We start from the raw sequence: 14,200 nt of genomic DNA on the forward strand, positions 1-14,200 counted from the left end.
GGACGGCCGGGCGGCGGACCCGCCGCGGCCGGCCACGCCCGCGGCGGCCGTCTCGGCCTGCCCGGGCCCGTCGTCGGCGGGGTCCGGCGGCGCGGCGGCGTCCTCGGCCTTGGCCGCGGCCGACGCACGCTTGGCCCGCACCCGCTGCGCCAGGGCCCGCATCCGCGGCTCGCGCTCCTTGAGCTCGGCGACCAGCGGGGTGGCGATGAAGATCGAGGAGTACGCGCCGGCCGCGAGGCCGACGAACAGGGCGAGCGAGATGTCGTTGAGCATGCCCGCGCCCAGCAGGCCGCCGCCGATGAACAGCAGGGCGGCCACCGGCAGCAGGGCGACGACCGTGGTGTTGATCGACCGCACCAGCGTGCTGTTGAGGCTGCGGTTGGCCAGCTCGCTGTAGGTGTGCCGGGACTGCTTGGTGATGTCCTTCGACGCCTCTTTCAGGCCGTCGAAGACGACGACCGTGTCGTACAGCGAGTAGCCGAGGATGGTCAGCAGGCCGATGACGGTGCCGGGGCTGACCTCGAAGCCGACGAGCGCGTACACGCCGACGGTGATGGTGAGGTCGTGGATCAGGGCGACGAGCGCGGCCAGCGCCATCCGCCACTCGAAGGCGATGGCGAGGTAGATCACCACCAGGATCATGAAGATCGCCAGGCCCTTCCATGCCTTGTTGGCGATCTCCTCGCCCCAGCTGGGGCCGACCAGCTGGGTGTTGATCTTGGAGGGTGCGACGTGCATCTCCTTGGCCAGCGCCTCCTGGACCGGCTGCGCCTCCTTGGTGTCCAGGTCGCTGATCTGGATGCGCAGGCTGTCGTGGCCGAGCCGCTGCACGATGGCGGAGTGCCCGCCGGAGGCGGACTGCGCGACGCTCTTGGCCTCGGAGACCGACAGGCTCGACTTCGGGGTGGTGAAGACCGCGCCGCCGGAGAACTCGATGCCCATGTTCAGGCCGCGCACCGCCAGGCCGACGACGGCGGTGATGGTGATGAGGATGGAGATGCCGTACCAGAGCATCCGCTTGCCGACGAAGTCGTAGCCGACCTCGCCCCGGTAGAGCCGGGCGCCGAGGGTACCGAGTCGCGACATCGCTCACGCCTCCTTCGTGTCGGCGGTGGCCGGTTCGGGAACGCCGCGGCGGCGGCGCAGCGGCGGCTTGGCGCCCAGGCGGGCCGGGTCCAGTCCGGACCACGGATGGCCGCCGCCGAAGAACTTGCCGCGGGCGAGGATCGTCACCAGGGGCTTGGTGAACAGGAAGACCACGGCGACGTCGAGCAGCGTGGTCAGCCCCAGGGTGAAGGCGAAGCCCTGGACCTTGCCGACCGTGACGACGAACAGCACCGCCGCGGCGAGGAACGACACGAAGTCGGACACCAGGATGGTGCGGCGGGCCCGCGGCCAGGCGCGCTCCACGGCCGGGCGCAGCGAGCGGCCCTCGCGGATCTCGTCCCGGATGCGCTCGAAGTAGACGATGAAGGAGTCGGCGGTGATGCCGATCGCGACGATCGCGCCGCAGACGGCCGGGAGGTTCAGCGCGAAGCCGATGCCGGGCCCGAGCAGGACCATGATCGCGTACGTGAGGATCGCGGAGACCGCGAGGCTGGCCATGGCCACCAGGGACAGGCCCCGGTAGTACAGGACGAGGTAGACGACCACGAGCGCGAGGCCGATGGCGCCCGCGATCAGGCCGGCCTGGAGCTGCTGGCTGCCGAGCGCGGCGGAGACGGTGGTCTCGTCCACGATGTCGAACGACAGCGGCAGCGCGCCGTAGGACAGCACGTTGGCCAGGTCGTCGGCGCTGCCCTGGGTGAAGCCGCCGGAGATGATCGCCTTGCCGCCGGGGATGGGGTTGTTCACCTCGGGGGGATCGGAGATCACCTGGCCGTCGAGGACGATCGCGAACCGGTTCTGCGGCGGGCTCTGCCCGGCCAGGTCCTCGGTCACGTCGGCGAACTTCTTGCCGCCCTTGCCGGTGAGGTCGATCTGGACGATCCAGCCGCCGTTCTGGGGGTCGAAGACCGACTCGGCGTCGTCCACGTCCGTGCCGCGGATCTTGGCCGGGCCCAGGATGAACTTGTTCGCACCGTCGCTCTGGCAGGCGACGACGGGCACGTCGGGGTTCGCGTTCGCGACCTTCTTGGCGGCGGCGGAGCGGGCCGCGGCGGTGGTGCAGTCCAGGGCCGCGAGCTGCTTGGTCAGGTCGTCCGCGGAGGGCGGGTCGGCCTTGGCCGCAGCGGGCTTCGCGCCGGCCTTCAGGCCGTCGGTGACGGCGCGGCCCTGGGTGGTGGCCGTGGGGCTGGGCGTCGGGCTCTTCGAGGCACCGCCCTTGGCGCCGCCGTCCTTGGCGTCCTTCTTCTTGTCCTTCGCGGCGTCCTTGTCCTTCGCGGCGTCCTTGTCCTTCGCCGAGTCGCCGGACCCGGTGTCGGGCGCCTCCCGGCCGTCGGCGGCGACGGTCACCTGGCGGAAGAAGAGCTGGGCGGTGGTGCCGACCTGGTCACGGGCCTGCTTCGCGTTCGTCCCCTTGGGGATGTTCACGATGATGTGCCGGTCGCCCTGCGTCTGCACCTCGGCCTCGGACACGCCGAGGCCGTTGACCCGCCGCTCCATGATGTTGACGGCGGTCTTCATGTTGCCCGAGTTGATCGCGTTGGGCCTGCCCGGCTGGTTCTTGGCCTCCAGCGTGAAGCTCGTGCCGCCCGCGAGGTCGATGCCCAGTCGCGGCGTGGTGTGCCCCGACAGGAACATTCCCCCGGTCAGCGCCACGATGGCGATCAGGATCACGGCCAGGGCGCGCCCTGGCCTGCCCTGTGCCCCAGGGGACCTGCGGCCCTTCTTCGGTGCTGCCACCTTCTCGTTTCTCCCTGTCCGACCGCCGCGCGCCGGGTGCGCGCCGGGCGGCCACCGAGTTGTGCGGGGGCGTGCCCCCACCGGAGCCTAGACGGTCGGGGAGCCGCGGCGCACCGACCGGCGCCGCGCGGTCCCCGGCGGCCGGCTACTTCGCGTCGGAGCCGCCGTCCTGCCGCCCGGCCTCGTCGGCGGCGTCCGCCTTGCCGAGGTCGGTCTTCTTCGCCTCCCGCGTCCCGGCGGGGGCGTCGTCGACCAGCGAGGAGGCGTCGTCCGGAACGACGGGGGCGCCGTCCCCGGCCGCGTCCGCGGTCCGCGTGTCGTCCGCGTGCGCGTCGGCGTCCTCCCCGGCGTCGGCGTCATCGGGGTCGATGCCGTGCACGATCCGGTTGTACTCGGCGTCCTCCAGCACGGCGCCCACCGCGGTCTTCGCGTAGAAGGCGTGCACGCCCGGGGCCACCTCCAGCAGGAGCGCGTCCTCGTGCACTTCCTTGACCGTGGCGTACATGCCGCCGATCGTCCGCACGCCGGTGCCCGGCTGAAGCTGGTCACGCATGGCCGCGGCCTGGCGCTGCTTGTTCTTGGCCGACCGGGTCATCAGGAACATGGCCCCGATGAGCACGACGAACGGCAGGAGAGTCACGATATTCACGGGACGAGAAATTCCTTCGCGCGACCGCGGGGTGCGCGGCCTGGTCTACGGGATGGATATGCCGCCCACCGGCATGAACGGCATACGGGCGGGCATCGGCGGAGTCTAAGCGAGCCCGCGCCTATGGAACAACGCCCAGCATGTCACCCGGGTTCCGCCGGGCGCCCGCTTTCCGTGCCGTCACCCCTCGAACAGGTCCCCCTGCCCCGCCGCGCCGCCCTGCCCGGGCGGTACGAGCCCGAGGTGGGCCCAGGCCGCGGGCGTCCCGACCCGGCCGCGCGGCGTGCGGGCCAGCAGTCCCTCCCGCACCAGGAACGGCTCGGCGACCTCCTCCACGGTCTCCCGCTCCTCCCCCACGGCGACCGCCAGGGTGCCCAGGCCCACCGGGCCGCCGCCGAACAGCTTCAGCAGCGCGGTGAGCACCGCCCGGTCCAGCCGGTCCAGGCCCCGGGCGTCCACGTCGTACACCCGCAGGGCCCGGCCGGCGATCTCGCGGGTGATCACGCCGTCGGCCTTGACCTGGGCGTAGTCGCGCACCCGGCGCAGCAGGCGGTTGGCGATGCGCGGCGTGCCGCGGGACCGGCCGGCGATCTCGGCCGCTCCCTCCGGGTCGACGGCCACGTCCAGCAGCGCGGCCGAGCGGTGGATGACGCGCTCCAGCTCGGCCGGGCTGTAGAAGTCCATGTGGCCGGTGAAGCCGAACCGGTCGCGCAGCGGGGGCGGCAGCAGGCCGGCCCGGGTGGTCGCGCCGACCAGGGTGAACGGCGGCAGCTCCAGCGGGATGGCGGTGGCGCCGGGGCCCTTGCCGACGACGACGTCGACGCGGAAGTCCTCCATGGCCATGTACAGCATCTCCTCGGCGGGCCGGGACATGCGGTGGATCTCGTCCAGGAACAGCACCTCGCCCTCGGCGAGGGAGGACAGGATGGCGGCCAGGTCGCCCGCGTGCTGGATGGCCGGGCCCGAGGTGATGCGGATCGGGGCGCCCATCTCGGTGGCGATGATCATGGAGAGAGTCGTCTTGCCGAGGCCGGGCGCGCCGGACAGCAGCACGTGGTCGGCCGTGCCGCCGCGCTGCCGGGCCGCCTTCAGCACCAGGTCCAGCTGCTCGCGGACCCGCTCCTGCCCGATGAACTCCGCCAGGTCCTTCGGCCGCAGCGCGGCCTCGATCGCCTGGTCCTCGGCCTCGCCGCCGGGGCCGGCGTCGACCAGGCGCTCGCCCGGCGCGGTGCCGGTGGGGGTGTCGTCCCGGTTCATCGGTTCTTCGCTGCCTTCGGGAGTGGGGTCGGGTGGTGCGGCGGGGCTGTCAGCGGGTGCGGTTCAGGGTCTGCAGGGCGGCGCGCAGCAGGGGCGCCAGCGCGGGGCCGTTCGGCCCGGCGGCGGCCTCGGCCTGCGGGGCGACGGCGGCGACGGCCTCGTCGGCCTCGCGGGCCGGGTAGCCGAGGCCGACGAGGGCGGCGTGCAGCTGCTCGCTCCAGCCCGCGGCCGCCGGGGCGGCGCCGGGGCGCGGCCGGGCCGCGACGGGCTCGCCGAGCCGGTCCTTCAACTCGATCAGCAGCCGCTGCGCACCCTTCTTGCCCACGCCGGGCACGGCGGTGAGGGCCTTCTCGTCGCCGGTGGCGACCGCGAGGCGCAGCGCGTCCGGCGGGTGGACGGCCAGGACGGCCTGCGCCAGCCGGGGGCCCACGCCGCTGGCGGTCTGGAGTAGCTCGAAGACCTGCCGCTCGTCGTCGTCGGCGAAGCCGTAGAGGGTCAGGGAGTCCTCGCGTACGACGAGGGAGGTGGCCAGGCGCGCGGGCTCGCCGACGCGCAGCCGAGCGAGCGTGGCGGGCGTGCACTGGACGGCCATGCCCACGCCGCCGACCTCGATCACGGCGGTGGTGGGGGCGAGGGCCGCCACCGGGCCCGAGACGAACGCGATCATCGTGTGCGGCCTTTCGCGGAGAGGTGGGCGGCCACGGCCCGCTCCAGGCGGCTGGTGGCCGGGGCCCGCCAGATATGGCAGATGGCCAGGGCCAGGGCGTCGGCTGCGTCGGCGGGCTTCGGCGGCGCCGCCAGCCGCAGCAACCGGGTGACCATCGCGCCGACCTGCGCCTTCTCGGCCCGGCCCGAGCCGGTGACCGCCGCCTTGACCTCGCTGGGCGTGTGCAGGGCGACCGGCAGCCCGCGGCGGGCCGCGCACAGCAGGGCCACCGCGCTGGCCTGCGCGGTGCCCATGACCGTACGGACGTTGTGCTGGCTGAAGACCCGCTCGACGGCCACGCAGTCGGGCCGGTGCTCCTCCAGCCACTCCTCCACGCCCTGCTCGATGAGCACCAGGCGGCGGCCGAGGTCGCTGTCGGCGGGAGTGCGTACGACGCCGACGGCGACCATCCGCAGCGGGCGGCCGGCGGAGCCGTCGACCACCCCGATGCCGCAGCGGGTCAGCCCCGGATCGACGCCGAGCACGCGCACAGCCGCCCCCTCCCCGTACCTCTGGTACGCCGGTCACGCCTGCCGTTCACGTGGCTCCCCCGCTCGCCCGCCCGTCGCTGTGCCTCGCAGGCTAGCGGCTGCCACTGACAGCGCGGCCCTGGCCGCGCGGGGCGGGCCGGGTCAGGCGTCGACCTTCGCCATCACGTCGTCGGAGACGTCGAAGTTGGCGAAGACGTTCTGCACGTCGTCGCTGTCCTCCAGCGCGTCGATCAGCTTGAAGATCTTGCGCGCGCCCTCCTCGTCCAGCTCCACCTGCATGGTGGGGACGAAGTTGGCCTCGGCCGAGTCGTAGTCGATGCCGGCGTCCTGCAGCGCGGTGCGGACCGCGACCAGGTCGGTGGCCTCGGAGATGACCTCGAAGTTCTCCCCGAGGTCGTTGACCTCCTCGGCGCCCGCGTCCAGCACGGCGCCGAGCACGTCGTCCTCGGACAGGTCCCCCTTGGGCAGGACGACCACGCCCTTGCGGTGGAACAGGTACGACACCGAGCCCGGGTCCGCCATGGAGCCGCCGTTGCGGGTCATGGCGACGCGCACGTCGGAGGCGGCGCGGTTGCGGTTGTCGGTCAGGCACTCGACGAGAACCGCGACGCCGTTCGGCCCGTACCCCTCGTACATGATCGTCTCGTAGTCGACGCCGCCCGCCTCCAGGCCGCCGCCGCGCTTGATCGCCGAGTCGATGTTCTTGTTCGGCACCGACTGCTTCTTGGCCTTCTGCACGGCGTCGAAGAGCGTCGGGTTGCCGTCCAGGTCGGCCCCTCCGGTGCGGGCGGCCACCTCGATGTTCTTGATCAGTTTCGCGAAGAGCTTGCCGCGCTTGGCATCGATGACGGCCTTCTTGTGCTTCGTCGTAGCCCATTTAGAGTGGCCGGACATCCGCCTGTCTCCTTCGCGTAACCCAGGTGCTTCACCGATCGTGAGCGATCCTACCGGCATCGTCTCCCCGGGCCGCTCTTACCATGGCGGCGAACAGGGCGTGGACGCGGTGGTCGCCGGTCAGTTCGGGGTGGAAGGACGTGGCCAGGACGCGGCCCTGCCGGACGGCGACGGCGTGCCCGGCGTAGGTCGCCAGCACCTCGGCCCGCGCGCCGACCGACTCCACCCACGGCGCGCGGATGAACACGCCCTCGACCGGGCCGCCCTCGACGCCCGCCATGTCGACCGCGGCCTCGAACGACTCGTTCTGCCGGCCGAAGGCGTTGCGGCGCACGATCATGTCGACGCCGCCGACGGTCTCCTGGTCCTCCCGCCCGTCGAGGATCTTGTCCGCGACCATGATCATGCCGGCGCAGGTGCCGTAGACCGGCAGCCCGGCCCGCACCCGGGCGCGCAGCGGCTCCATCAGGCCGAAGGCGACGGCGAGCTTGGAGATCGTGGTGGACTCGCCGCCGGGGATCACCAGGCCGTCGACGCCGGCCAGCTCCTCGGGGCGGCGGACCGGGCGGGGCCGGGTGCCGGCCGCGGTCAGGGCGGCCAGGTGCTCGCGGACGTCGCCCTGGAGGGCGAGCACGCCGACGGTCGGAGTGCCGGGGGTGGACACGGGGGGTCACCTCTGGGTGTCGCGTACCCGTCCCGGCGGCGCCTTCGAGCACCGCTCTCCTGAAGCGGGTGTACGAAGGTCTGCCGCGCGGCGGGCAGGTCCGGGTGGTGGGGCGGCGGGTGGCGGCCCCCGGCGCGCCGGGGGCCGCGCGGGTCACCAGCCGCGGTTGGCGTACCGCTCGGCCTCGGGGAGGGTGTCGCAGTTGATCCCGACCATCGCCTCGCCGAGGTCGCGGGAGGCGTCCGCGATGATCTTCGGATCGTCGTAGAAGGTGGTGGCCTTCACAATGGCCGCGGCGCGCCTGGCCGGGTCGCCGGACTTGAAGATGCCGGAGCCGACGAAGACGCCCTCCGCGCCGAGCTGGCGCATCAGCGCGGCGTCGGCCGGGGTGGCCACGCCGCCCGCGGAGAACAGCACGACCGGCAGCTTGCCCAGCTCCGCGACCTCGGCGACCAGCTCGTACGGCGCGCGCAGCTCCTTGGCCGCCGCGTACAGCTCGTGGTGGTCCAGGCCCTTCAGCCGGGCGATCTCGCCCCTGATCTGCCGCAGGTGGCGGACCGCCTCGACCACGTTGCCCGTGCCCGCCTCGCCCTTGGAGCGGATCATGGCCGCGCCCTCGGCGATGCGGCGCAGCGCCTCGCCCAGGTTGGTGGCGCCGCAGACGAACGGGGTGGTGAAGGACCACTTGTCGCTGTGGTTGACCTCGTCGGCCGGGGTCAGCACCTCGGACTCGTCGATGTAGTCCACGCCGAGCGCCTGGAGCACCTGGGCCTCGACGAAGTGGCCGATGCGGGACTTGGCCATCACCGGGATGGAGACCGCCCCGATGATGCCCTCGATCATGTCCGGGTCGGACATGCGGGCCACGCCGCCGTCCTTGCGGATGTCGGCGGGCACCCGCTCCAGGGCCATGACCGCGACGGCGCCGGCGTCCTCGGCGATCTTCGCCTGCTCCGGCGTGACGACGTCCATGATCACGCCGCCCTTGAGCTGCTCGGCCATGCCGCGCTTGACGCGCGCGGTGCCGGTCGCGGCGCTCTGGGAGGACGAAGGGGCGCTGGGGGACGGGACGGACACGGTTTGACCTCACTCGATGACGAATAGACCGATGAGCCCATCGTAGGCCCGTTCGATACCTGCCGATGGACCGGCCGCCCGGCGGGCGGGGCCCGCGGCGGCCGGTCCACCCAACCCCGGGGCGGCGGCGGGCGGCAAGGGCCAATCCGGGGCCGGTGGCCCGCGCGCGGGCAGGTCGCACGGCGCCGGAGCGGGCCGGGCGGCCGGTACTGTGTGCCGCCGTGACCACCCTGATCTGGCTCGTGCCGACCGTCCTGGTTCTCGTCGCCCTCTACCTGAGCTGGACCGCGGGGCGGCTGGACCGGCTGCACAGCCGGCAGGACGCGGCGCGCGCGGCGCTGGACGCGCAGTTGCTGCGGCGTGCCTCGGTCGCCCAGGAGCTGGCCACGGCCGGCGTGCTCGACCCGGCCGCCTCGATCGTCCTGTACCAGGCGGCGCACGCCGCCCGGCAGACGGACGACGACCAGCGGGAGGTCGCCGAGAGCGAGCTGAGCCAGGCGCTGCGCGCCGTGTTCGCCGAGAGCCAGCAGGTCGATGCGGTCCGGCAGGCGCCGGGCGGCGAGCAGGCGCTGCGGGAGCTGACCGAGGCGGTGCGCCGGGTGCCGATGGCGCGGCGGTTCCACAACGACGCGGTGGGGGCGTCGCGCGCCCTGCGCCGGCACCGGAAGGTGCGCTGGTTCCGCCTCGCCGGCCACGCGCCGTTCCCGATGGCGTTCGAGATGGACGACGAGCCCCCGTCCGCGCTGCTGGAGCGGGTCGGCCACTGAGCGCGCGCGTACGGCCCGTACCGCGGCGGGTCCGGCGGGCGGTCAGTCGCGGGCCAGGCCCAGGCGGGCGCGCAGGCCGGTGCGCTCGTCGGCGGCCACCGAGGCGGCGCCGTCGGTCACCGTCTCGTAGACCGCGAGGATGTCCGCGCCGACGGCCGACCAGTCGAAGCGGCGCACGTGCCGGCTGCCGCGCTCGCGCAGCTCGGCGCGGCGGTCCGGGTCGCCCAGGAGCCGGACGGCGGCCGCGGCCAGCGCGTCGGCGTCCTCCCGGGCGAACAGCTCCCCGGCCGCTCCCCCGTCCAGGACCTGCGCGAACGCGTCCAGGTCGCTGGCGAGGACCGGCGCGCCCGCCGACATGGCCTCCACCAGGATGATGCCGAAGCTCTCGCCGCCGGTGTTGGGCGCGACGTACAGGTCGACGCTGCGCAGCAGCCGCGCCTTGTCCTCGTCGCCGACCATCCCCAGGAACTCCACCCGCGCGCGCACCGGCGCGGGCAGGCCGGCGACGGCCTCCTCCTCGTCGCCGCGCCCGGCGACCAGCAGCCGGGTGCCCGGCCGCTCGGCGAGGATCGCCGGCAGGGCCCGCATGAGGACCGGCAGGCCCTTGCGGGGCTCGTCGATACGGCCGATGAAGCCGATCGTGCCGCCCTGCCACCGCGGGCGGGGCTCGGCGCGGGCGAAGAAGTCCACGTCGACGCCGTTGGGGATGACGACGGCGTCGCCGCCCAGGTGCTCCACCAGGGTGCGCCGCGCGTACTCGCTCACCGCGATCCGCGCGCTGATCTTCTCCAGCGCGTGCTGGAGGATCGCGTACGCGGCGATCATGGCCCGGGAGCGCGGGTTGGAGGTGTGGAAGGTGGCCACGATCGGGCCCTGGGCGGCCCAGCAGGCCAGCAGGCCGAGCGACGGCGAGGTGGGCTCGTGGATGTGGATCACGTCGAAGCGGCCGTCGTGCAGCCAGCGGCGCACCCGCGCGGCGGACAGGAAGCCGAAGTTCAGCCGGGCCACCGAGCCGTTGTACGGCACGGGCACCGCGCGGCCCGCGGACACCGCGTACGGCGGCAGCGGCGTGCCCTCGTCGGCGGGGGCGAGCACCGACACCTCGTGCCCGCGCCGGATCAGGTGCTCGGCGAGGTCCCGGATGTGGAACTGCACGCCGCCGGGCACGTCCCACGCGTACGGGCACACGATGCCGATCCTCACCGCCGTCCCGCCTCCTGCCCGCCGCCGGGGGCCGGGTCGGTCGGCCACAGCCGCTGGAGCATGTGCCAGTCCTCCGGGTGCTCGGCGATGCCCTGGGCGAAGACGTCGGCGAGGCGCTGGGTCATGACCGCCGCCCGCTGCGCGCGGGTGCCCTCGCCGGGGTCCTCGACCGGCGGGTGCACCCGGCCCTGGAGCACCGGCGAGTCGTCGTACCAGAGAATGACCGGCAGCAGCAGCGCGCCGGTCTGCACGGCGAGCCGGGCGGGCCCCACGGGCATCCTGGCGGGTTCCCCGAAGAACGCCACTTCCACGCCTGAGGCGGACAGGTCCCGGTCGGCGACCAGGCACACCAGGCCGCCCTCGCGCAGCCGCCGGGCCAGCCGGCCGAAGGCGCTGCCGCCGGTGTGCGGCAGCACCTCCATGCCCAGGCTCTCCCGGTAGGCCACGAACCGGTCGTACAGCGACTCCGGCCGCAGCCGCTCGGCGACGGTGGTGAACGGCACGCCGAGCCGGGTGGTGACCCAGGCGCCCGCCACGTCCCAGTTGGCCAGGTGCGGCAGGGCCAGGATCACGCCGCGGCCGGAGGCGAGGCCGTCGGTGAGGTGGTGCACGTCCTCGGGGTCGAAGCCGGAGCGGATCCGCTCCTGGCTCCACGCCGGCAGCCGGAAGGTCTCCATCCAGTAGCGCAGGTACGAGCGCATGCCCGCGCGGGACAGCTCCCGCAGCCGCTCCGGCGAGGCGCCGGGCACGACGCGCGCGAGGTTGGCCTCCAGCCGCCGCACGCCCTGGCCGCGCCGCCGCCAGGCCTCGTCGGCGACGCGCCGGCCGAGCCCGGCGGCCGCGGGCTCCGGGAGCCGCTTGACCGCGGCCCAGCCCAGGCCGTACAGGGCGTCGGCCAGCCGGTCCCTCACCGCACCTCACCGCCGTGGGGCACGGCGGGGGCGGCGGCGTCCGCCTCGGCGGCCTCCTTGCGCACGGTCACCACGCGCTGGGCGAGCGTGACGGCGCTGCCGGCGGCCACGACCCACAGCGCGACCGGCAGCAGGATGTCGATGTGCGGCACGCCGAACGCGTGCAGCCCGGACAGGCCGCAGGCCATCAGCGAGATCACGAGCCGCTCGGCGCGCTCGACCAGGCCGTTGACGCGCACCGGCAGGCCGATGCTCTCGCCGCGGGCCTTGGTGTAGGACACCACCTGGCCGCTGGCAAGGCAGAAGATCGCCACCGCGCACAGCACGGTGTCGTCGCCGCCGGCGGCGTACCACAGGGCGAGCCCGCCGAAGACGGCCGCGTCGGCGAGCCGGTCGAGCGTGGAGTCCAGGAAGGCCCCCCACCGGCTGGAGCGGCCCAGCTGGCGGGCCATGTTCCCGTCGACCAGGTCGGAGAAGACGAACAGGGTGATGACGACCGTGCCCCAGAAGAACTCGCCCTGGGGGTAGAAGACCAGCGCGCCCGCGATCACCCCGCCCGTCCCGGCGAGGGTCACCGCGTCGGGGCTGACCCCGAGGCGGATGAGCAGCGCGGCGAACGGTGTGAGAACACGCGTGAAGAACGCACGCGCGTACTTGTTCAGCATGGCCTTCCCGAAGGTCGAACGGGCCGCGCGGGCAGCGGGCCGCCGAGGGAACCGTCTCGTTGCCGACTCGGCCGTCCCCGCCCAGCGCACGGGTACCGGCCGGACCTTCCGTGGTCCACCGGCTGGCCCATCGTAGCCACGCCGGGCGACGCCGCCGCGCACTCGCCCGGTACGCCCGGTGTGCGGCGTTCGTACACCCGGTGAGCGGCTCCGCGCGCGTCCGGTGTGCGACGTATGGACGAGTCACGGACACGGTGGAAAGCTCGATGTATCGCAGGTGTCGGCGACCGGGAGGCGGGACACATGGGCGTCAAGGCGAACACGCACCCAGGGGCCGCGGGCAGGGCGGTGGGGGCCGGCCGGCCCGAGGCGATACGCAACGTGGTGCTGGTCGGCCACAGCGGCGCGGGAAAGACCACGCTGGTGGAGGCCCTGGCGCAGACGACCGGGGCGGTCAGCCGCGCGGGCCGGGTGGAGGACGGCGGCTGCCTGTCCGACTACGACGAGATCGAGCACCGGCAGCAGCGCTCGGTGCAGCTGTCCGTGGTCCCCGTCGAGTGGGACGGGGTGAAGATCAACCTTCTGGACACCCCCGGGTACGCCGACTTCGTCGGGGAGCTGAGGGCCGGTCTGCGGGCGGCGGACGCGGCCCTCTTCGTCGTCTCGGCGGCCCAGGACGCCACCGGCGTCGCGGGCGCGACCCGCGCGGTGTGGCAGGAGTGCGCGGCGGTCGGCATGCCGCGCGCCCTGGTGGTCACGCACGTCGACGCGGCCTCCGCGCGCGGCGGCTTCGAGGAGGTGACGCGGGCGTGCCGGGCGGCCTTCGGCGGCGACGACCCCGACGCGGTGCTGCCGCTGTACCTGCCGGTGCGCGGCGCGCCGGGCCCGGACGGGCAGGCGCCGGTGACCGGGCTCGCCGGCCTGCTGACGCGGCGCGTGGCCGACTACGCCTCGGGCGAGCGGCGCGCGGGGCCGCCCGGCCCGGAGCTGCTGCCGCTGATCGAGGAGGCCCGCGGCCGGCTCATCGAGGGGATCATCGCGGAGAGCGAGGACGAGACCCTGATGGACCGCTACCTGGCGGGCGAGGAGATCGACACCGGCACGCTCACGGCCGACCTGGAGAAGGCCGTCGCGCGCGGCACCTTCCACCCGGTGCTGACCGCGGCCCCCGCCGCGGAGGGCGCCCGGCACGGGCTGGGCACGGTCGAGCTGCTGGAGCTGATCACCGGCGGCTTCCCCAGCCCCCTGGAGCGGCGCACGCCCCCGGTGGCGGCGGTCCGGGGCGGGCCGTGCCCGCAGCTGGCCTGCGACCCGGAGGGGCCGCTGGCCGCCGAGGTCGTCAAGACCTCCTCCGACCCGTACGTGGGCCGGCTGTCCCTGGTGCGGGTGTTCTCCGGGACGCTGCGGCCGGACGAGACGGTGCACGTGTCCGGGCACGGGCCGGGCGGCGACGGGGGCCCGTTCGGCACCCGGGAGCCGCACGACACGGACGAGCGGGTGGGCGCGCTGTCCGAGCCGTTCGGCAAGCGGCAGCGCGTCCTGGGGCGGGCGATCGCCGGGGACCTGGCGTGCGTGGCGAAGCTGGCCGGCGCGGAGACCGGCGACACCCTGTCGGCGAGGGACCGGCCGCTGGTGATGGAGCCGTGGCCGATGCCCGAGCCGCTGCTGCCGGTGGCCGTCGAGGCGCACGGCAAGGCGGACGAGGACAAGCTGTCGCAGGGCCTGGCGCGGCTGGTCGCCGAGGACCCCACCATGCGCCTGGAGTCCAACCAGGACACCGGGCAGACCGTGCTGTGGTGCCTGGGCGAGGCGCACCTGGAGGTGGCGCTGGAGCGGCTGCGCACCCGGTACGGCGTGCGGGTCGACCTGGTGCCGCACCGGGTGGCGCTGCGCGAGACGTTCGCCGGCCCGGCCGCCGGGCGCGGCCGGCACGTCAAGCAGTCCGGCGGGCACGGCCAGTACGCGGTGTGCGAGATCGAGGTGGAGCCGCTGCCGGAGGGCTCGGGCCTGGAGTTCCACGACCGGGTGGTGGGCGGCGCGGTGCCCCGGCAGTTCATCCCGTCCGTCGAGAA

The 14,200-nt window shown here is 74.3% G+C and carries 14 protein-coding genes; 2 read left to right on the forward strand and 12 right to left on the reverse strand.

The window, feature by feature from the left end:
• The 9 genes from secF to pdxS form a co-directional block, all read right to left on the reverse strand.
• On the reverse strand, positions 1 to 1,086 hold a 1,086-nt coding region (secF, locus tag RKE29_RS20450), incomplete at its 3' end, for a protein translocase subunit SecF (RefSeq protein ID WP_312006931.1).
• Positions 1,087 to 1,089: 3 nt separating this feature from the next.
• Entirely contained in the window at positions 1,090 to 2,844 is a 1,755-nt protein-coding gene (gene secD, locus RKE29_RS20455; RefSeq protein WP_312006932.1) for a protein translocase subunit SecD, read from the reverse strand.
• Positions 2,845 to 2,989: 145 nt separating this feature from the next.
• A complete protein-coding gene (yajC, locus tag RKE29_RS20460) occupies positions 2,990 to 3,493 on the reverse strand; it encodes a preprotein translocase subunit YajC (RefSeq protein ID WP_312006933.1) in 504 nt (167 codons plus the stop codon).
• 180 nt (positions 3,494 to 3,673) lie between these two features.
• Entirely contained in the window at positions 3,674 to 4,750 is a 1,077-nt protein-coding gene (gene ruvB, locus RKE29_RS20465) for a Holliday junction branch migration DNA helicase RuvB (RefSeq protein WP_312006934.1), read from the reverse strand.
• A 49-nt stretch (positions 4,751 to 4,799) separates the two neighbouring features.
• A complete protein-coding gene (gene ruvA, locus RKE29_RS20470; RefSeq protein ID WP_312006935.1) occupies positions 4,800 to 5,417 on the reverse strand; it encodes a Holliday junction branch migration protein RuvA in 618 nt (205 codons plus the stop codon).
• Positions 5,414 to 5,947: a crossover junction endodeoxyribonuclease RuvC gene (ruvC, locus tag RKE29_RS20475; RefSeq protein ID WP_312006936.1), complete on the reverse strand. Its 534-nt coding sequence runs from the start codon at positions 5,945 to 5,947 to the stop codon at positions 5,414 to 5,416. Before ruvC ends, ruvA begins: the two co-directional genes overlap by 4 nt.
• A gap of 141 nt (positions 5,948 to 6,088) precedes the next feature.
• Positions 6,089 to 6,841: a YebC/PmpR family DNA-binding transcriptional regulator gene (locus tag RKE29_RS20480; protein ID WP_312006938.1), complete on the reverse strand. Its 753-nt coding sequence runs from the start codon at positions 6,839 to 6,841 to the stop codon at positions 6,089 to 6,091.
• Between the two features lie 31 nt (positions 6,842 to 6,872).
• A complete protein-coding gene (gene pdxT, locus RKE29_RS20485; protein ID WP_312006939.1) occupies positions 6,873 to 7,505 on the reverse strand; it encodes a pyridoxal 5'-phosphate synthase glutaminase subunit PdxT in 633 nt (210 codons plus the stop codon).
• A 153-nt stretch (positions 7,506 to 7,658) separates the two neighbouring features.
• Positions 7,659 to 8,582 carry a pyridoxal 5'-phosphate synthase lyase subunit PdxS gene (gene pdxS / locus RKE29_RS20490; RefSeq protein WP_312006940.1) on the reverse strand — a complete coding sequence of 308 codons (924 nt, stop codon included), beginning with the start codon at positions 8,580 to 8,582 and terminating at the stop codon, positions 7,659 to 7,661.
• Between the two features lie 221 nt (positions 8,583 to 8,803).
• Between pdxS and RKE29_RS20495 the strand changes: the two genes are divergently transcribed.
• Complete coding sequence (locus tag RKE29_RS20495) at positions 8,804 to 9,349, forward strand: hypothetical protein (protein ID WP_312006942.1); 546 nt, start codon at positions 8,804 to 8,806, stop codon at positions 9,347 to 9,349.
• A 42-nt stretch (positions 9,350 to 9,391) separates the two neighbouring features.
• Here the strand turns inward: RKE29_RS20495 and RKE29_RS20500 are convergent, their stop codons facing one another.
• Genes RKE29_RS20500 through pgsA form a run of 3 tightly spaced genes read right to left on the reverse strand, consistent with a single transcriptional unit; the run spans position 9,392 to position 12,128 of the window.
• On the reverse strand, positions 9,392 to 10,552 hold the full coding sequence (locus tag RKE29_RS20500) for a glycosyltransferase family 4 protein (RefSeq protein ID WP_312006944.1): 1,161 nt from the start codon (positions 10,550 to 10,552) through the stop codon (positions 9,392 to 9,394).
• Positions 10,549 to 11,463: a phosphatidylinositol mannoside acyltransferase gene (locus tag RKE29_RS20505; RefSeq protein WP_312006945.1), complete on the reverse strand. Its 915-nt coding sequence runs from the start codon at positions 11,461 to 11,463 to the stop codon at positions 10,549 to 10,551. Before RKE29_RS20505 ends, RKE29_RS20500 begins: the two co-directional genes overlap by 4 nt.
• Complete coding sequence (pgsA, locus tag RKE29_RS20510; RefSeq protein ID WP_312006946.1) at positions 11,460 to 12,128, reverse strand: phosphatidylinositol phosphate synthase; 669 nt, start codon at positions 12,126 to 12,128, stop codon at positions 11,460 to 11,462. The genes RKE29_RS20505 and pgsA overlap by 4 nt, the downstream gene beginning before the upstream one ends.
• 303 nt (positions 12,129 to 12,431) lie before the next feature.
• Between pgsA and RKE29_RS20515 the strand changes: the two genes are divergently transcribed.
• Positions 12,432 to 14,200, forward strand: a 1,769-nt coding sequence (locus tag RKE29_RS20515; RefSeq protein ID WP_312006947.1) for an elongation factor G, incomplete at its 3' end; no start/stop codon positions are given.

Origin of the sequence: Streptomyces sp. B1866 (assembly GCF_031932565.1) — a bacterium.
Lineage (GTDB): Bacteria > Actinomycetota > Actinomycetes > Streptomycetales > Streptomycetaceae > Streptomyces.